Origin of the sequence: Bacillus cereus group sp. MYBK101-2 (genome assembly GCF_051918845.1) — a bacterium.
GTDB lineage: Bacteria > Bacillota > Bacilli > Bacillales > Bacillaceae_G > Bacillus_A > Bacillus_A paranthracis.
In genome coordinates this window covers 1-15,945 of record NZ_JBQAIE010000009.1, presented here as the reverse complement: position 1 = coordinate 15,945, position 15,945 = coordinate 1, and the positions used below count along the sequence as shown (strand labels likewise).

The following is a 15,945-nucleotide window of genomic DNA, read 5'->3' as shown; positions in this document are numbered from 1 at the left end:
AGTATAACATACCACTTAGTATTATTCATTGCAAGGTACAGTAGAAAAATATATACCTTTCATCCAAATAAAATCAAAACGATGGCTGGCCCTCTGCAGTTACAAAGTTCTAAATGAGGCTAAAACAAGCCTTTTACAAAATGGAAAGGACTCAACTTTTTTACATAATGACACTCCACCTACTATAATAAAAGAGTAAATGACTCTTACTTTAATGGAGGGAATACAAATGAAAGCAATTGGTTTACATGAATACTTACCTATTGAAGAAGAAAACAGTTTAATTGATCTAGAAGTTGAAAAACCTGTTGCCACAGGAAGAGATATACTCGTTAAAATTAACGCTATTTCCGTTAATCCAGTTGATACAAAAGTTCGCTCTCCGAAAGATAAAAAAGAAGATGTAGCGAAAATACTTGGCTGGGATGCTAGTGGTGTTGTCGTGCAAACTGGCGAAAGCTGTACGTTATTTAAAGAAGGCGACGAAGTGTTTTACGCTGGAAGCATTACGAGACAAGGTACATATAGTGAATATCACCTCGTTGATGAAAGAATTGTTGGTAAAAAACCTAAAACGTTAAGTGATGCGGAATCTGCAGCACTTCCGTTAACAGCTATTACAGCTTGGGAAGGTTTATTTGAACGTTTAGGTATTGATTATAATAAGAAAGATACGAATTCCTTTAAAAACATTTTAATTATAGGCGGTGCTGGTGGTGTAGGTTCAATTGCCATTCAACTTGCAAAATGGGCCGGACTAAATGTTATCACAACTGCATCCCGCACTGAAACGATACACTGGGTTGAAAAATTCGGTGCCGATTATATCATTAACCATCACCAACCTTTACAAGAACAAATATTAGAGTTTGGGCTAAAAGATGTAGATTATATTTTCTGCCTAAACAATACAGATCAACATTGGCAAGCAATATGTGAACTTATTAAACCACAAGGAAAAATTTGCTCTATCGTAGAAAATGAACACCCTCTTAAGATGGGCATTTTAAAAAGTAAAAGTGCTACACTCGTTTGGGAGTTTATGTTTACAAAAGCGATGTATGAAACTGGAGACATGATCACGCAGCACGAACTATTAAATAAAGTAAGCGAACTACTAGATGAAGGCATTTTAAAGACTACTTTAAATGAAACATTCACACCAATTAACGCTGAAAACGTAAAGAAAGCACATGCCCTGCTTGAAAGCGGCAGTACAATTGGAAAAATCGTTTTAGAAAAATTTTAATAACAAAAAGTCCGATTTCCAAATGAGAAATCGGACTTTTTTACTATCTTTATTTACTTGAAATCTCTTGATCATTTGGAACATCTAACGGAGGTCGTTTTCCTATTCCAAAAGCATAGAAACTAATTGTTACGATAGCTAAGAAAACAATGCCTACAACTAGTGAAATACGCGTATCATCGTTAAACCACATTCCGATTAATACCATAATTAAAAAGGCAATCGTTAAATAATTTGTAACAGGAGCAAATGGCATTTTGAACGGATGATTTTTCATCTCTGCTCCCTTTTCTTTTCTGAAATTAATTTGACTAATTAAAATGACGAACCATGGTACCATACCAGGAAGTACACTCGCACTATATACATATACGAATAAGTTTTTCGGTGCAATATAACTTAATACAACACCAACCGCTAAACCGATAATTACGCCAACTGTACCGAATAAAGGCACACCATTTCCAGAAAGTTTTGTGAAATATTTCGGCGCTTGTCCATTTACACCTAACGTATAAAGCATACGTCCTGCACTATAAATACCACTATTACAACCAGACATCGCCGCTGTAATAACAACGAAGTTAATCAGTCCAGCTGCTGCCGTAATACCAACCTTCGCAAAAGTTGCTACGAACGGGCTACCAATTGTACTTAATTGATCCCACGGATACACAGTTACAATAACGAAAATAGCACCAATATAGAAGATTAAAATACGCCAAATTGTACTTTGAATCGCTCTTGTAAGTGTCTTCTTCGGATCCTTCGCTTCACCAGCAGTAATACCAATTAATTCCACACCTTGGTATGCACCCACTACAAGTGATAATGCAAAGAAGAAGCCTGAAAAACCACCTGTAAAGAAACCGCCATTTGACCAAAGATTTGATATACCAATCGCTTCTCCGCCGTTACCAATTCCGAAGAAAACAAGTCCAAATCCTGCAATAATCATTAATAGAATCGTAACGATCTTAATCATCGCAAACCAAAATTCAAATTCACCAAATGACTTAACAGAAATTAAGTTAGCTGCGCCAAGAATAACCATTGCGATTACACCTGGTATCCAAGCTGGTAAGTCCGGAAACCAATATTGCATATATGCTCCTACCGCAATAATTTCTGACATCCCAACGATAACCCACTGGAACCAGTTACTCCACGCTGTCATATAACCAGCTAGCGGATGAATATACTTATGACCGAACGTCGCAAATGAACCTGTACTCGGCTCCATATACAACATTTCTCCCATGGCACGCATGATGAAGAAAATAAAAATACCTGCAATTGCATACGCAAGCATGACTGACGGACCTGTCCATTTAATCGTGCTGGCTGATCCCATAAACAAACCAACACCAATTGTTCCGCCTAAAGCAATCATTTGAATATGACGTGCTTCTAAACCTCTTTTCAATTCTTTGTTTGCCACTTCACTTCCCCCTCTTAGATGATTCATAGCCGCATTTTAAAACAAGATGCTTTTCCCTAATTCCTTTCGGCCTTGAAAATGATGAAGCAAACGTCATTTTACACTAGCTTTAAAGCTATCCTAAAATCGTTTTTTTGCTTCTTATAAAATTCCCAAAACCTTTCATCTTCCAATATTCTATAAATCTTAAAATTACTTACCTTATATTAATTCATTAATCTGAAAAATTCAATTATTTTTTCAATAAATTAATATGCATGATTTTGTTTAATTTTTAACTGAATTAACAATAAAATACATCTATTCAATTTGATTCCGGTATAAATATTATTACAATATAAATAACCGAGGAGAGTATTTCTTCCTCGGCTTCACATCTCATGTACTTCAATCTTTATAGTTGATAACGCAATTTCCCACACGTCCGATTTATATACCAACCAGAAATTTAATATATTAATAAACTACTAACTTCTTTAATCCAGCCCAATTTTGAGGCAGGAATCTTGCTGCCTCAAAACAGCGGGATAAAATATAAAAGAGTCTCATTAAAAAATGAGACCCTTTTACCATTTCATATTTAACTCATTTTTGAAGTTTGTTTACCTAAAATAAACACTTTAGTAAACACCATCTTGATAACTACTATAGCTAGAAAATAAAGTGGCATCACCAGTAACGAGCCCGTATGAAGTTGACTCATTCCCCAAATTGTTATCGTTACAATTACATAGTACCCTAGGCTAAACAATGCACCCGCTGTACCAATGACATCTTGAAAATCTACTAACGCTAAACTTAAACAGTTAGGTAATGCTACTCCAATTCCTAATAGCAATATAAACATCGCTACTAAAAATCCACCCATATATATTATGTTTGGATTTGATCCAACTGAAGTAATAATAGATAAAGCGACTGCTCCAACTACCATTACAAGACAACCGATATATATAATTCTCGCTGGTTTATTAGTAGCAAGCAATCGTTTTGAAACTTTCGCTCCAATAATAGAAGCAGAAGCAACAACAATTCCTAAAAATCCATACATACTAGGCGATAATTGAAAGTATTCCATAAAGATAAACGGTGCTTCTGCATAATAGCTAAACAAAACACCATTTGCTCCTCCAATTAATAGCCCATATGTTACTACTTTCGGATTTGTAATTAATCTCTTCAATACTGAAAAGACATTTATTTTATTTGTTACTGAGTTCGTTTTTGTTTCTGGAAGAGAAACAAACGTATACAGAAAAATTCCGACACTCATAACTACTAAACTTAAAAATACGATTTTAAATCCAAACATTTGATCAAGAAAGCCACCAATTAACGGTCCTATCGCTGGTGTAAAAGCAATGACTGCCGATATTTGAGCAAACATAACATGCCTCTTATGCCCTTCTACACTTTCACGAAGAATCGTTTGCGTCACAACTGATCCTGCACTTGCTCCAAACGCTTGAATAAAACGACTTACTAATAAAACTTCAATGGAATTTGTAATAAAGCATAAGAAACTCCCAACGCCATATACGACAATTCCAAGTAACATTGCCGGGCGACGGCCAATTATATCTGATAACCATCCAATAAAAAATACACCTAAAGCAAATCCAGCAAAATACACACTAAGCGTTAACTGTACCTCATTATTACTTACATGTAACGCCTTTGAAATGTCCGGTAAAGACGGTGTGTAAATCGTTTCACTAATTTGCGGAAATGCGACAAGAATAATCATTAACAACAGTGATGGTACTGAGACTTTTTTCATTTTTCATACCCTCCTATAACTTTGAAAATCTCAGAAATAAAAAGACTTTCTTTAGCTACGGAACAGGAGGGGCCATTATAGAAATTCGATCATAAAACAACAAAGAAAACACCTCAATTACGTATGTTAATACTTATAGGAGGGTAATATTAACATCGATTTTTAAATATACTTTTTCAATTATATTACATATTGTGTTTCTTTTTCTAGTGCTCAGCCTTGAAGGATTGTTAAAAAGATAACTTGATGTAGTCACCTTTTTATGGAATAATTAGAAATAATTTGAATTGACAGATTGAATTATTAAACGATAGACTAGCATATTTTAATGTCACAAGCTTACAAACAGGAGGCCTTTCGTAATGATTGAAATTTTAAGGACAATATTAAACTTCCTAATCTCTCTATTCTCAGGAGAATTACCAATTGTATATTATGTATGGATTATCGCTTTATTTGTCATTCAAATGATCCAGGCTACTCTCAGCTATAAGTTCTTTAAAAAGAAAGATAATTTCAGCACATATATATCAACAGAATTACTCGCTTTCACCATTCTATTGTTTGGTGGTATGTTAATATCTAAGTTACTTGCCTACATAATAGACGATCCTACTATTAGTATGACAAATGTAACACATTATTTTATTTCCCTTATCATATTAACTATATTCGTCTCTATTGGCTTTATTAAAGACTTTTTACAATCATCTATTAGTAATAAAAATGTAGCTCTTTTTGCCATTTCAGTAGTGTCCTTACTATCTAGTATACTGTCATTCAAGTTTTTATCACCTTTCATTGCAGGTTCTTTTACTCTTTCTAAATCTTTTATAACCACTTTAATTATTGTAGTACTCGGGTTAATTGCTCTACTAATTTCTTTAGAGGAAAAATATGCAGATGAAAAAGAAACGGAAAATGTATAGCTTCTCATTTACATAAAAGAAAGAGGGAGCTCTCCTCTTTCTTTTATATCATCCCTTTTAATATCAATCCTAAAACTGACATTATTATCGTACTAATAATAATACGCAAAATCCAAGTTGTGTTTGTACTTATTTTTTCTAATTGCTTATTAATTGTTGCTATGTCTTTCTCATTAATAGTGGTACGCGTTTCTAAAGCACGAATGTCTCTCATAATTTCTTTTTGGTCGGCCTTGAGACTGTCAATTTTAGCATAAACATCTTCCATATATTCACACCCTCTGTTCATCTTAATAGAAAAATCTATATATATTATGAGACAACCCTCTTACCGGTGAATACATTCCGTATATGTGCGCACCAAATTATTTGTACAATCTAATTGAATTACTCACATGTTTCCACTCTTCTATTTATAAATTAGCGTTAAGATACATTAAAATTAGAAAAGGTACCCCTTGTTTATTTAACAACAAACAATGTGCAATCCAACATTCGGAAGCACCTACGATAATTTCTATTATTTTCATATTTACAACTCAATATAATCCGTATGATTTTCTGAAGAATCCACTTTTTGAACTGCTTAAAGTATACTAATATGAATACGAAATAGCTGTATTGATAAACTCTCTAGAACAATAAATATACTGGCGGAAACGGACCTATACCCGATATTTTTTCCAGTAACATGAATGGTTATTTCTAATAAATGCGTTTGTATACCATTGTTTTCAAAAATTTCATCCTCAACCTTTACAATATCTGCTTCACAATCTACTTCTTTAAAAGTTTTCAATAATTTTGTTTCCAATAAACTACAATTAAAGTTCTCATCTTTTATTACGGCAAATTTAACCTTCATATCGATTTCCCCATTTTTAACAAACTAAAATCATTAAATCGATATAAATATATATTATTTTATTAATTAATTCAAAATATATGTTTCTTGCAGATTATTACTAAATATCAATTTTAGGGACTGTAAGGCCTTTTAAATATTTTTATTAAAAATAGAACTTAATCCACCATTAATCACGTGTTTCAAATACGATATCTTTATCTGTTGAACAACCTTATCTCTCCTTAAAAACTCTTGTTTTCACCCTATTTCTTAAAAAGAGTTCTAACCTTAAGTTGTCTTTTCTTTATAAAAAATAGCCTACCTATTTCTGTAGGCGGGCTATATCTTTATTACACCATACAAAAAGTATACTCTCTTCTCCACTCTAACTTTATGTAATGATATAGATTACAAATACACTATTATCTTTTCTATATTCTTATTTTCGGTTATCTTTTCACTTTCACTAAAAACTTGATCTAAACCCATTCGAAATATTTGTTTTGGATTCTCTTTTGAATTCCCTTCAATATGAATTGTACAATCGAACATCTCAGCCGTGAAGCTGCTAGATGTAGTTATCATTTTCACTCCATTATTTTCACCTACATAGCGTTCAACTACTTTTTCAGCTTCTTTAAGTTGCTGAGATGTAGGATACGGGATCGATTCCGCTAAAGTGACTACACCTACTAAATAAGTAATATACAAACCACCTGCAATTAAGATAACTTTCTTTACTGTTTTATGAATCATGCTCTAACTCCCTTTTCTTATTTCATTATTAAAATATATAATTTCCCTAATTTCTATCAATTTCTTTTTAATACATAACATTCGTTTTACATTTCATAAAAAGCATCTCTCTTACTAATTTTCAATTTGAGAATACCATGACTTTTATCGTTTTTCAATAAATGATTATTATATAACATTATTAATTTGCTGTTTTTGTTCAAAACAATGATAAAACCAAATAACTTTCTTATAAAATTCTTATTCTAGTAAGAAAGTAGCTAAAGCTCTCCTATCTTTTACAAAGGATGACGCTAATGTTGTTAATGGCACAAAAAAGCACCGTCACAAGTGACGGCGCTTTTTCTATGTAAGAGCTACTAGAAGGTTCCCTTCTAGTCTACTCCCATTTATAAGTCCAAAATTGTTCCAGTTGCAGCCATTTTAATGTTGCTGCATCTTTGTTTTTGATTTTTACATGCGTTTCTTCAAGCATCGCTTCTGTTTGCGAACGGTGCGCACCTAGTGCAGCTAATTTATGCTCGAATACTTCACTAATATTATTTACAACATCCGGCTCACCTAGTACAGCTTCGCGATTTTTCGTAATCGCAACCGCATGAATAACTGGACGTTCTTCTTTTGACATACGTGATACAGCGCGAACAACAGCGCGGCCAAATGCATCATGATCTGGATGTACGCCGTGCTCTGGATAAAATGTAATAATTCGAGATGGATTTACTTCTTGAATGATCGCTTCAATTTTATCTGCAACGAAATCAACATCTTCAAATTCTAACGTTTTATCATGGAAACCAAGCATTCTTAAGTCTTGAATCCCCATCGCTTCACATGCATCTTTCAATTCTTTTTTACGGATATTTGGAATCGTTTCACGGTTAGCGAACACGTTTTTCCCCATGTTACGTCCCATTTGTCCTAAAGTACCACACGCATACGTTACAGGTATTCCTTGATCTGTTAATAAGCGAATTGTTCCTCCCGCAGCAAATGCTTCATCATCTGGATGCGGAAATACAACAAGTACATGTCTCTCCATAAGTTTCCCTCCTTCTTACTTAAATGGCGTTAAGCTTAACTCAAGCGCTACTGCTAAACGACCTTGATTATCATGCCCTGCTAGTAATAAACGATCTTTATCGTCTACTTCCCAGTGCGTAATACCTTCAGCATATACCCAGCCGTGATCCATCTTTAAACCAACTCGGTATGGGTTTGTTCCAGTTATTTTCCCGCGCTCAAAGCGAATAATTGCATTTCGAATGAATGCTCCAACTGTCATCATCTTTTCATTAAAGTGTGACGCGTACGCTCCGTTCGTCGTTTCTAAATGAATATATACATCTTTATTTACAAAACGTTCAATTTCATTTTGAATAAGAGAACTATCTTTTACTATTTCCATCGGAATTCACCTCTTTAAACCATTTTACGCAAAAATAATGTAAATTGCTATCTCTATATTAGAGGACAACGCCCACTTTTCCTAATAATTTGCACTGTGTTTCTTTATTTTTTTATATCATATGTAAAAAACACATTTTTTCCTTCACTTTGTTAAATAGTTTTCTTTCTTTTTTGAATTTGCTACAATATAAATTATGCAGAGGGATGCATGTTTACAATTGAATACATACTTTAAAGAAGGTGACATGATTGGAACAATCAGCACATGAAGTAGCAAATTGGCAATATTATTTTGCAATTGCCGTATTTTTAGTCACGTACGGATTTATTATTTCTGAGAAATTGAATCGTGCTGTAATTGCACTATTCGGTGCTGCTATTATGATTATTTTTGGAATTGTAGATTTACACGCTGCTTTCACATCACATATTCAATGGGAAACAATCACCCTTTTAATTGGGATGATGATTCTCGTACATATTACGAGTCAATCAGGCGTCTTTGAATTTGTGGCCATTAAAGCAGCGAAGGCAGCTGGCGGAAAACCAATCCGCATTTTATTATTGCTATCCCTATTAACTGCTGTCGGATCTGCATTTTTGGACAATGTAACGACCGTCTTATTAATCGTACCTGTTACACTATCTATTACACGTATTTTAAAAGTAAATCCTGTTCCTTATTTAATTGCAGAAGTACTATTTTCAAATATAGGCGGAACAGCAACATTAATCGGTGACCCACCGAACATTATGATTGGATCTGCAAATAAGCATTTAGACTTCAATGCCTTTTTACTGAACTTAGCTCCTATCGTAATTATTATTTCTATCGTGACACTTGGCATTATTTACTTCATGTATCGCAACAAACTAAAAACAACAACTGAGCAAATTAAAATATTAATGGCATTGAACGAAAAAGATTATATTAAAGATCAAAGCCTCCTTTTAAAATCCATTTCGATTTTAGGACTAACTATTTTAGGCTTTGTACTTCATTCGATTATTCATGTAGATGCTGCCGTTATCGCGATGACAGGTGCTACACTTCTTATGTTAATCGGTGTGAAAGAACATGATATTGAAGATGTATTTGCCCACGTTGAATGGGTAACCATTTTCTTCTTCGCCGGACTATTCGTTCTCGTTGGTGGTTTAATTGATATCGGACTTATTTCTTCACTCGCAAAAGAAGTAATTGACGTCACAAATGGTGATATCGGTTTCGCCGCTGTACTTATTTTATGGGTATCAGGCATCGCATCTGCGACAATTGATAATATCCCCTTTGTCGCAACGATGATTCCGCTTATTCAAGATTTAGCTACAGGACTCGGACTATCTGTAGACTCTCCACAAATCGAAGTACTATGGTGGGCGTTATCACTTGGAGCTTGCTTAGGAGGAAACGGAACATTAATCGGAGCATCCGCAAACGTAGTCGTTGCTGGTATTGCAAAACGTGAAGGACATGCTTTCTCGTATATGGACTTCTTAAAAATTGGTTTGCCGTTAACAATCATTGCATTACTATTATCACATGCTTACATTTATTTACGTTATTTAATGTAAAAGTTGTATTGCATGAAATTATATCGTCAAATACAAAAGGTATGCAGCATAATGCTGCATACCTTTTTTCATCACCAAAATATACCGATAATTGCTAACCCACCTAAAATCATACCACCAATTTGTCCAACGATTGTTGGCGATAATTGAACACCTTTTCTCACTTCAACAACCGGTCTTTCGTGCCTTAGTTGCTGCACTTCGCTTTGAAGTTGATGTACACTTCCGTGTAATTCTTTAATTAGTTCCTTTAATTCAGCGACTTCTTCATTTACTGGTTTTGCTTTTTCTAAATTCATCTCACATAGCTCCTTATAAATGCAATCAGTACACTGTAAAAATTCGCCAATTATTATTATATCTCCTGCATACTACATATATAATTTCGAATGTACTTTCTAACCTTGCAGCTCTATCCATTCATCGCGCAATATCCCCATAATCATGCGATCAAAACACTTCCCATCTCTTTGCACTGCTTCTCTTATAAACATTTCTATCAGAAAGCCCCACTCTAACGTTAGAGTGGGGCTTTCTCGAATCCTTCTTATTTCGTAAACATTTTCTCCGCTTCATCCATTGCCATTTTGTTACCTAAAGCAGAATAGTCAAGCCATGGTTGGTCATTAATAATGTATACGTGCTTGCCTTTAACTGCTTTTAAGTCTTTCCAGATTGGTGTTTCTTGAAGTTGTTTAAATGCAGCTTTTGCTTTATCGTCTCTGTTTACAACAACGAAAATAGCATCTGCATCAAAGTCAGGTAATACTTCTTGTGAAATGACTTCGAAAGGACGGTTTCCATCGATTTTCTCTACACCATTTGCAGGTTGTAATCCTAAGTCTTGGAATAAAATTGGTCCCATCGGTCTTTTCGTGCTAAATACTCGTAATTCTTTTGCAGTAACGCGAATTGCCATTACTTTTTCGTTATTACCTAACTCTTTATCTATTAAACTTTTTACCCGTTTTGCTTGCTCTTCGTAATCTTGAATATATGTATCCGCTTCTTTTTCACGGTTTACAAGTTTACCAACTTGTTTTAAATGGTCTCTCCACGTACCTTCATCTAAATTGAAAGAATGTGTTTTTGCAATTTTTTCGTATTTCGCTACATCTTTTCCAGCGTATTTTTCATCCACATAAATTTCAGATGGCTTTAACTGAAGTAACGCTTCCATATTCGGATCTGTTACAACACCAAGTTTTTTCGTATCTTTCAGTTGTTCTTTTGCATGCGGTAAGAAATCTTTTAAATCTCCACCAATTACAGAACCTACTGGTGTAATTCCTAATGCAAGTAAATCATTTGTTAAATGAATAGACATTGAAGCAATTTTTGGGTCATTACTTTTTTCCGTTTTTTTCGTTGCCTCTTCATTAGATTTCGTTTGACCACATGCTGCTAATACTAAAATACACATGATGCTAAATAAAATAGTAAGTTTCTTTTTCATATGTTCTCCTCTTTGAAGTATTTATTTTGTTTTTGTAAGTAAATAAAGAAAATACGGTGCTCCTAATGCGGCCACTACTACACCAGCCGGAATAGAGTTTGGCTCAAATATAGAACGACCTATCGTATCTGCTAGCACTAAAATAATCATTCCGATAATGCCAGCTAGTGGAAGGAAATGTTGATACGTAGTACCTACTAACTTTCTTGCAATATGCGGAGCAACTAAACCGATAAAACCAATCCCTCCTGCCATCGATACACTCGCGCAAGATAATCCAACCGCTGTAGCTAAAAGTAGTAACCGTTCTTTTTGAACAGAAACACCAAGTCCTGCTGCCACACTATCACCTAGTGACAATGCATTTAACGTTTTAGATTTTAGCCATGCATACGGGGTTAGTATGAAAATCCAAGGTAATAATGCAAGGACATGAATCCAATCCCTTCCCCACACGTTACCAACTAACCATCTAGAAGCGAATGTATACGTCTCATCATTTAACTTGAGAGAGAAAAATAACGAAATCGCACTAAATCCAGCTGAAACAGCAATACCAACGAGAATAAGTCTAATAGGAAGTAAACCTTTTGATCGATCACTCGCAAGTATAATAATTAAAAATGCAGCTAGCACTCCTCCGCCAAATGTAAATAACGGTATTAAAATCGATGCATTCTCATTAATTGAATGAAAGAAAGTAACGAAAATAATTAGTCCGAAAGATGCACCTGAATGCAATCCTAAAATACCAGGATCTGCAAGGGCATTACGTGATAACCCTTGTAAAATCGCACCAGAAATCCCAAGGCCAATGCCAGCTAACATTGTGATTATAATTCTTGGCATACGATAATCGTATAGCACGGTTGCACTTTCAAAATCACCATGACCGAAAAGCGTTTGAATTACTTTGAGCGGTGCAATGCTAAGTGTCCCCGTATTTAAGCTAAGCAAAATGACAGCGATACTAATACAACCAAAAATTGTAGTTACAGTAATGGCTCTTTTTTTATCTGTGTTAATAAGACCCTTCACTTATAGCTCCCTCCCAACTTTACGTGCTATATAGAGGAAGAACGGAACTCCAACAAGAGCCACCATAATTCCTATCGCAAGTTCTTTAGGAGGATTTACTGTTCTTGCCCCTAAGTCAGCTAAAACTAATAACATAGCTCCTAAAAATGCTGACATAGGAATAATGAGTCGATAATTCACACCAACTAATTTCCTAGCAATATGCGGGATAACGAGTCCTACAAATCCAATAGAGCCAACAGCTGAAACAGATACACCTGCAAGAATGACTACTATAATCATCCCTAGTATTCTCGTTCGGTTCGTTTTTACTCCTAAATTCGTAGCGACATCATCCCCCATTGATATGAGTGAAATAGACCGCCCTAATACTGTCGCAAAAACAATTGTTATGAGAATAATAGGAACTAAAAATTTCAAGTGTTCCCACTTAACCCCTGCAACACCACCAGCGTACCAAAACGCTAAATCTTGACTTAAGTCATAATAAATCGCGATACCTGAACTCAACGAATGCAATAGCGCGGCCATAACTGCTCCAGCAATCGTTAATCTCATCGGTGTTAATCCGCCTGATGTGGCCGATCCGATAATAAAAATGAGTACTGTACTTAAAACCGCTCCAATAAAAGAGACAATCATTAAATAGGAATATGGCATATGCGGAAAAAAGGCAAAACTAAGTGCTACTACAAACATCGCACCTGCATTTATGCCAAGCACACCTGCATCAGCTAAAGGATTTCGTGTTACTCCTTGCATAACAGCCCCAGCGACCGCAAAAGCTGCTCCTACAACTGCTGCGCCAATTACCCTTGGGAGCCTTAATTCGTAAATGATTTGATGCTGCGTTAATTTCGGATTGTAATCAAAAACCGCTGTCCACACCGTTTGCAAATGAATATCCTTTGCACCAAATGCGACGGCCAAAAATATAGATCCAATTAAACATATAATTGTTAAGCTCATAAAACATATGAACTTAATATGTATCCAGCGGTTATTGCCAGCACGTATAGTAGACTTATGTAACATGTTTCATTTCATCCTTTATATTCAGTTGTTTTTTATAATTATTTTTTATTTATAATCAATATTGATAACAATTATCATTTTCATTTAGATATTATATCCCCACTTCTTTTAAATAGCAAACTATTTTTTACTTTGTTACATATTAAAATACTTATTACAATTCCCTTCTAAAACTTACAAATACATGCAAAATAGACTACTGGTTTATTTTTTAAATTATAGTATACTTAGTCATTATTTTGATTTTTCTAACAAAAAGGAGATACAATGTTCTATATAAAACAACTATTACATTTCACTTACGAGCAAGCATTATCCTGTTTATTCCCAGTCGTTATTTTCTTAACACTAGCCCTATCAAAAATCATTTCTATCCCAGGGTTATACCGCTATGATTTCATACTCATCGTATGTCTTCTTATGCAGTGGTTTATGTACAAGACTGGCCTTGAGACGAAAGACGAATTAAAAGTAATTACTGTCTTCCACCTCATCGGCCTTTTACTAGAAATATATAAAGTTCATTTCGGTTCATGGAGTTATCCGGAAGAGGCGTATTCAAAGGTTTTTGGAGTTCCACTTTACAGCGGCTTTATGTATGCAAGTGTTGCAAGTTACATATGCCAAGCGTGGAGAAGACTACATTTACAAATGTATCATTGGCCGAAAGCTATTTTTGTAATACCTCTAGGAGCAATGATTTACTTCAATTTTTTCACACATCATTTTCTATACGATTTTAGATGGTTCTTAACCTTACTTCTATTCATCGTTTTCTTTCGAACATTTGTGGAATTTTCATTACGAGGCTTTACATATAAAATGCCGCTCGTTCTCTCCTTTTTTCTTATCGGATTCTTTATTTGGATTGCAGAAAACATCGCAACATTTTTCGGTGCATGGCAATATCCAAACCAACGGGAAGCTTGGAATCTCGTTCACTTAAGTAAAATCAGCTCATGGTTTTTACTCGTTGTTATTAGCATTATGATTGTTACACAACTCAAACATTTGAAGCAGTTGAAAAGATAATACTGATTATATAAAAATAGTTAGCCCATCACTCATTAGAGGGTGATGGGCTTTTTTTAGTAATATTTTTTAAACCATCCTTATCAAAGGCGTTATAATTTACAATAGCATAAGCAGTTGCACATTATGAACTACTACTAGCAGAAGATGTTGCTACAGATGAAGCAGCAATCGTTGCCATCATAGCTGCCTGTTGTGCTTGGATGAGGACTTCTATCATTGTTTGTAAACCTGTGTTGGTAGCTTTACTTTCCTCACCTTTCTGACTTACGAACAGTTGAATAGCAATAAGAATATTCGCATCTGTATGCCAACGGAATAATTTCTCCCCCTGCAGTTTTTCAATCAACGCTTTAATAGCATAAATCTCTTTTTCTCCATCTTCAAGTAACGCTAGTAGACCTATGGCTGGGTAATGCATCTGTTTCACTTTTACCTTTTCTTTTTTTAACGAATTCCATATGTTTGTACATGTTGCAACTAACATTTCTTCACGAACATCCTTCTTTAGTGAGAGGATATGACTTAAAAACTGAAGATCATTCCCTTTACGCAAACCAGCTTTCGCTAGTTTCTGATACAGACGTTCCACTCGGTCCATGAGTGTTTCTACATTCTCTGATTGTCCTGCTAGTAAAACTGCAAGTGGGTAATCATTTGTACTTGTAAGAAAAAGGTGATCCTCTTTCATACGTTTATATACTTGCATCGAACGCTGAATGTGCGTGCCATGCTGTTCATTTTCTTCTGTTAAAAGTACAGCTGCTGCGAGATAAGTAAATATACTTCGGCTAAAACCACCAGCGACCAATTGTTCATATAAATCTAAAAACCTCTGAAAAGCTTTCTTATAATCTGTAAAGTGAATATCTAAAGTTGCGGCCACCACAAAGCGATGATAAGACTTCAAGTATGAAAACATCCCTACTTGATTCTTAATAAAACTACTAATCTCTAAAAAACGGCCAAGATCAAACAATTTATCACTACTTGTATACATAGCAGCAATCATCATTCCTGTTCGAGAATCACTCGTTTTCCATTTTAATTCTCCCTTTAACTGTCCATATGTATGTGTGTATTGCTCCAACTTTTGTTCTAATGTAATCATAATATTCACCCCTATTTCTAGTTCTTCTCTACTATTATACTTATATTTCATATAGATTTCGCAACCTTATTTCTGTATTATCTTCAATATTTTTCTATTATGTAAAACAAAAAGTAATAACTATTCCTACTTTATCTCAAGATTGCAAGCGCTTATCCCTCTTTAAGCTCAACACAAAAAGAGGTTGTCCCAAAAGGTCGTTAAAAACGAACTTTTGGAGACAACTTCTTTTATTTTTCCTGTATATGGATAAAAACCCCAATCATAAGTAGAAAAACAATGGGTT

At 34.7% G+C, this 15,945-nt stretch carries 16 protein-coding genes and 1 pseudogene; 4 read left to right on the top strand and 13 right to left on the bottom strand.

What is annotated here, in order from left to right:
* The first annotated feature begins 229 nt into the window (after positions 1-229).
* Positions 230-1,249: a zinc-binding alcohol dehydrogenase family protein gene (locus tag ACTFSI_RS17505; RefSeq protein WP_044793284.1), complete on the top strand. Its 1,020-nt coding sequence runs from the start codon at positions 230-232 to the stop codon at positions 1,247-1,249.
* Positions 1,250-1,298: 49 nt separating this feature from the next.
* On the opposite strand, the gene ACTFSI_RS17500 is transcribed toward ACTFSI_RS17505, so the two are convergent.
* Positions 1,299-2,690: an amino acid permease gene (locus ACTFSI_RS17500; RefSeq protein WP_001284433.1), complete on the bottom strand. Its 1,392-nt coding sequence runs from the start codon at positions 2,688-2,690 to the stop codon at positions 1,299-1,301.
* Positions 2,691-3,270: 580 nt separating this feature from the next.
* Positions 3,271-4,470, bottom strand: a complete 1,200-nt coding sequence (locus ACTFSI_RS17495) for a multidrug effflux MFS transporter (RefSeq protein ID WP_044793285.1) — start codon at positions 4,468-4,470, stop codon at positions 3,271-3,273.
* A 362-nt stretch (positions 4,471-4,832) separates the two neighbouring features.
* Between ACTFSI_RS17495 and ACTFSI_RS17490 the strand changes: the two genes are divergently transcribed.
* A complete protein-coding gene (locus ACTFSI_RS17490) occupies positions 4,833-5,399 on the top strand; it encodes a DUF5823 family protein (RefSeq protein ID WP_044793286.1) in 567 nt (188 codons plus the stop codon).
* A 43-nt stretch (positions 5,400-5,442) separates the two neighbouring features.
* On the opposite strand, the gene ACTFSI_RS17485 is transcribed toward ACTFSI_RS17490, so the two are convergent.
* The 5 genes from ACTFSI_RS17485 to ACTFSI_RS17465 all read right to left on the bottom strand — a co-directional run bounded on the left by ACTFSI_RS17485 (position 5,443) and on the right by ACTFSI_RS17465 (position 8,410).
* A complete protein-coding gene (locus tag ACTFSI_RS17485; protein WP_000390460.1) occupies positions 5,443-5,667 on the bottom strand; it encodes a hemolysin XhlA family protein in 225 nt (74 codons plus the stop codon).
* Between the two features lie 318 nt (positions 5,668-5,985).
* Entirely contained in the window at positions 5,986-6,264 is a 279-nt protein-coding gene (locus ACTFSI_RS17480) for a hypothetical protein (RefSeq protein WP_044793288.1), read from the bottom strand.
* A 390-nt stretch (positions 6,265-6,654) separates the two neighbouring features.
* Positions 6,655-7,002 (bottom strand): hypothetical protein, encoded by a 348-nt coding sequence (locus tag ACTFSI_RS17475; protein WP_044793290.1) that lies wholly within the window; start codon positions 7,000-7,002, stop codon positions 6,655-6,657.
* 379 nt (positions 7,003-7,381) lie between these two features.
* The gene (bshB2, locus tag ACTFSI_RS17470) at positions 7,382-8,044 is read right to left on the bottom strand and encodes a bacillithiol biosynthesis deacetylase BshB2 (protein WP_044793291.1); all 663 of its coding nucleotides are present in this window, start codon (positions 8,042-8,044) and stop codon (positions 7,382-7,384) included.
* 15 nt (positions 8,045-8,059) lie between these two features.
* On the bottom strand, positions 8,060-8,410 hold the full coding sequence (locus tag ACTFSI_RS17465; RefSeq protein ID WP_000407038.1) for a YojF family protein: 351 nt from the start codon (positions 8,408-8,410) through the stop codon (positions 8,060-8,062).
* 251 nt (positions 8,411-8,661) lie between these two features.
* On the opposite strand from ACTFSI_RS17465, the gene ACTFSI_RS17460 reads away from it, so the two are divergent.
* Entirely contained in the window at positions 8,662-9,987 is a 1,326-nt protein-coding gene (locus ACTFSI_RS17460; protein ID WP_044793292.1) for an ArsB/NhaD family transporter, read from the top strand.
* A gap of 71 nt (positions 9,988-10,058) precedes the next feature.
* Here the strand turns inward: ACTFSI_RS17460 and ACTFSI_RS17455 are convergent, their stop codons facing one another.
* The 5 genes and pseudogenes from ACTFSI_RS17455 to ACTFSI_RS17435 all read right to left on the bottom strand — a co-directional run bounded on the left by ACTFSI_RS17455 (position 10,059) and on the right by ACTFSI_RS17435 (position 13,516).
* Positions 10,059-10,286, bottom strand: coding sequence for a hypothetical protein (locus ACTFSI_RS17455; protein WP_001047304.1), 228 nt, complete (start codon positions 10,284-10,286; stop codon positions 10,059-10,061).
* A gap of 99 nt (positions 10,287-10,385) precedes the next feature.
* Positions 10,386-10,478 (bottom strand): annotated as a pseudogene (locus ACTFSI_RS17450) (GNAT family acetyltransferase); the annotation flags it as partial.
* A 56-nt stretch (positions 10,479-10,534) separates the two neighbouring features.
* Complete coding sequence (locus ACTFSI_RS17445; protein WP_044793293.1) at positions 10,535-11,443, bottom strand: iron-hydroxamate ABC transporter substrate-binding protein; 909 nt, start codon at positions 11,441-11,443, stop codon at positions 10,535-10,537.
* A gap of 21 nt (positions 11,444-11,464) precedes the next feature.
* The gene (locus ACTFSI_RS17440; RefSeq protein WP_044793294.1) at positions 11,465-12,481 is read right to left on the bottom strand and encodes a FecCD family ABC transporter permease; all 1,017 of its coding nucleotides are present in this window, start codon (positions 12,479-12,481) and stop codon (positions 11,465-11,467) included.
* Positions 12,482-13,516, bottom strand: coding sequence for a FecCD family ABC transporter permease (locus tag ACTFSI_RS17435; protein WP_044793295.1), 1,035 nt, complete (start codon positions 13,514-13,516; stop codon positions 12,482-12,484). It lies immediately after the preceding gene.
* Positions 13,517-13,783: 267 nt separating this feature from the next.
* Here ACTFSI_RS17435 and ACTFSI_RS17430 point away from each other — a divergent pair, with 267 nt between their 5' ends.
* Positions 13,784-14,548: a DUF817 domain-containing protein gene (locus ACTFSI_RS17430; protein ID WP_044793296.1), complete on the top strand. Its 765-nt coding sequence runs from the start codon at positions 13,784-13,786 to the stop codon at positions 14,546-14,548.
* 124 nt (positions 14,549-14,672) lie between these two features.
* Here ACTFSI_RS17430 and ACTFSI_RS17425 read toward each other — a convergent pair whose 3' ends face one another.
* A complete protein-coding gene (locus ACTFSI_RS17425) occupies positions 14,673-15,710 on the bottom strand; it encodes a DUF4003 domain-containing protein (protein WP_130983649.1) in 1,038 nt (345 codons plus the stop codon).
* Positions 15,711-15,945: the final 235 nt, after the last annotated feature.

Coding starts and splice junctions, on each gene's coding strand:
- ACTFSI_RS17505 (WP_044793284.1), top strand. CDS start 230: ATGAAAGCAATTGGTTTACATGAATACTTACCTATTGAAGAAGAAAAC.
- ACTFSI_RS17495 (WP_044793285.1), bottom strand. CDS start 4,470: ATGAAAAAAGTCTCAGTACCATCACTGTTGTTAATGATTATTCTTGTC.
- ACTFSI_RS17490 (WP_044793286.1), top strand. CDS start 4,833: ATGATTGAAATTTTAAGGACAATATTAAACTTCCTAATCTCTCTATTC.
- ACTFSI_RS17485 (WP_000390460.1), bottom strand. CDS start 5,667: ATGGAAGATGTTTATGCTAAAATTGACAGTCTCAAGGCCGACCAAAAA.
- ACTFSI_RS17480 (WP_044793288.1), bottom strand. CDS start 6,264: ATGAAGGTTAAATTTGCCGTAATAAAAGATGAGAACTTTAATTGTAGT.
- ACTFSI_RS17475 (WP_044793290.1), bottom strand. CDS start 7,002: ATGATTCATAAAACAGTAAAGAAAGTTATCTTAATTGCAGGTGGTTTG.
- bshB2 (WP_044793291.1), bottom strand. CDS start 8,044: ATGGAGAGACATGTACTTGTTGTATTTCCGCATCCAGATGATGAAGCA.
- ACTFSI_RS17465 (WP_000407038.1), bottom strand. CDS start 8,410: ATGGAAATAGTAAAAGATAGTTCTCTTATTCAAAATGAAATTGAACGT.
- ACTFSI_RS17455 (WP_001047304.1), bottom strand. CDS start 10,286: ATGAATTTAGAAAAAGCAAAACCAGTAAATGAAGAAGTCGCTGAATTA.
- ACTFSI_RS17445 (WP_044793293.1), bottom strand. CDS start 11,443: ATGAAAAAGAAACTTACTATTTTATTTAGCATCATGTGTATTTTAGTA.
- ACTFSI_RS17435 (WP_044793295.1), bottom strand. CDS start 13,516: ATGTTACATAAGTCTACTATACGTGCTGGCAATAACCGCTGGATACAT.
- ACTFSI_RS17430 (WP_044793296.1), top strand. CDS start 13,784: ATGTTCTATATAAAACAACTATTACATTTCACTTACGAGCAAGCATTA.
- ACTFSI_RS17425 (WP_130983649.1), bottom strand. CDS start 15,710: ATGAAATATAAGTATAATAGTAGAGAAGAACTAGAAATAGGGGTGAAT.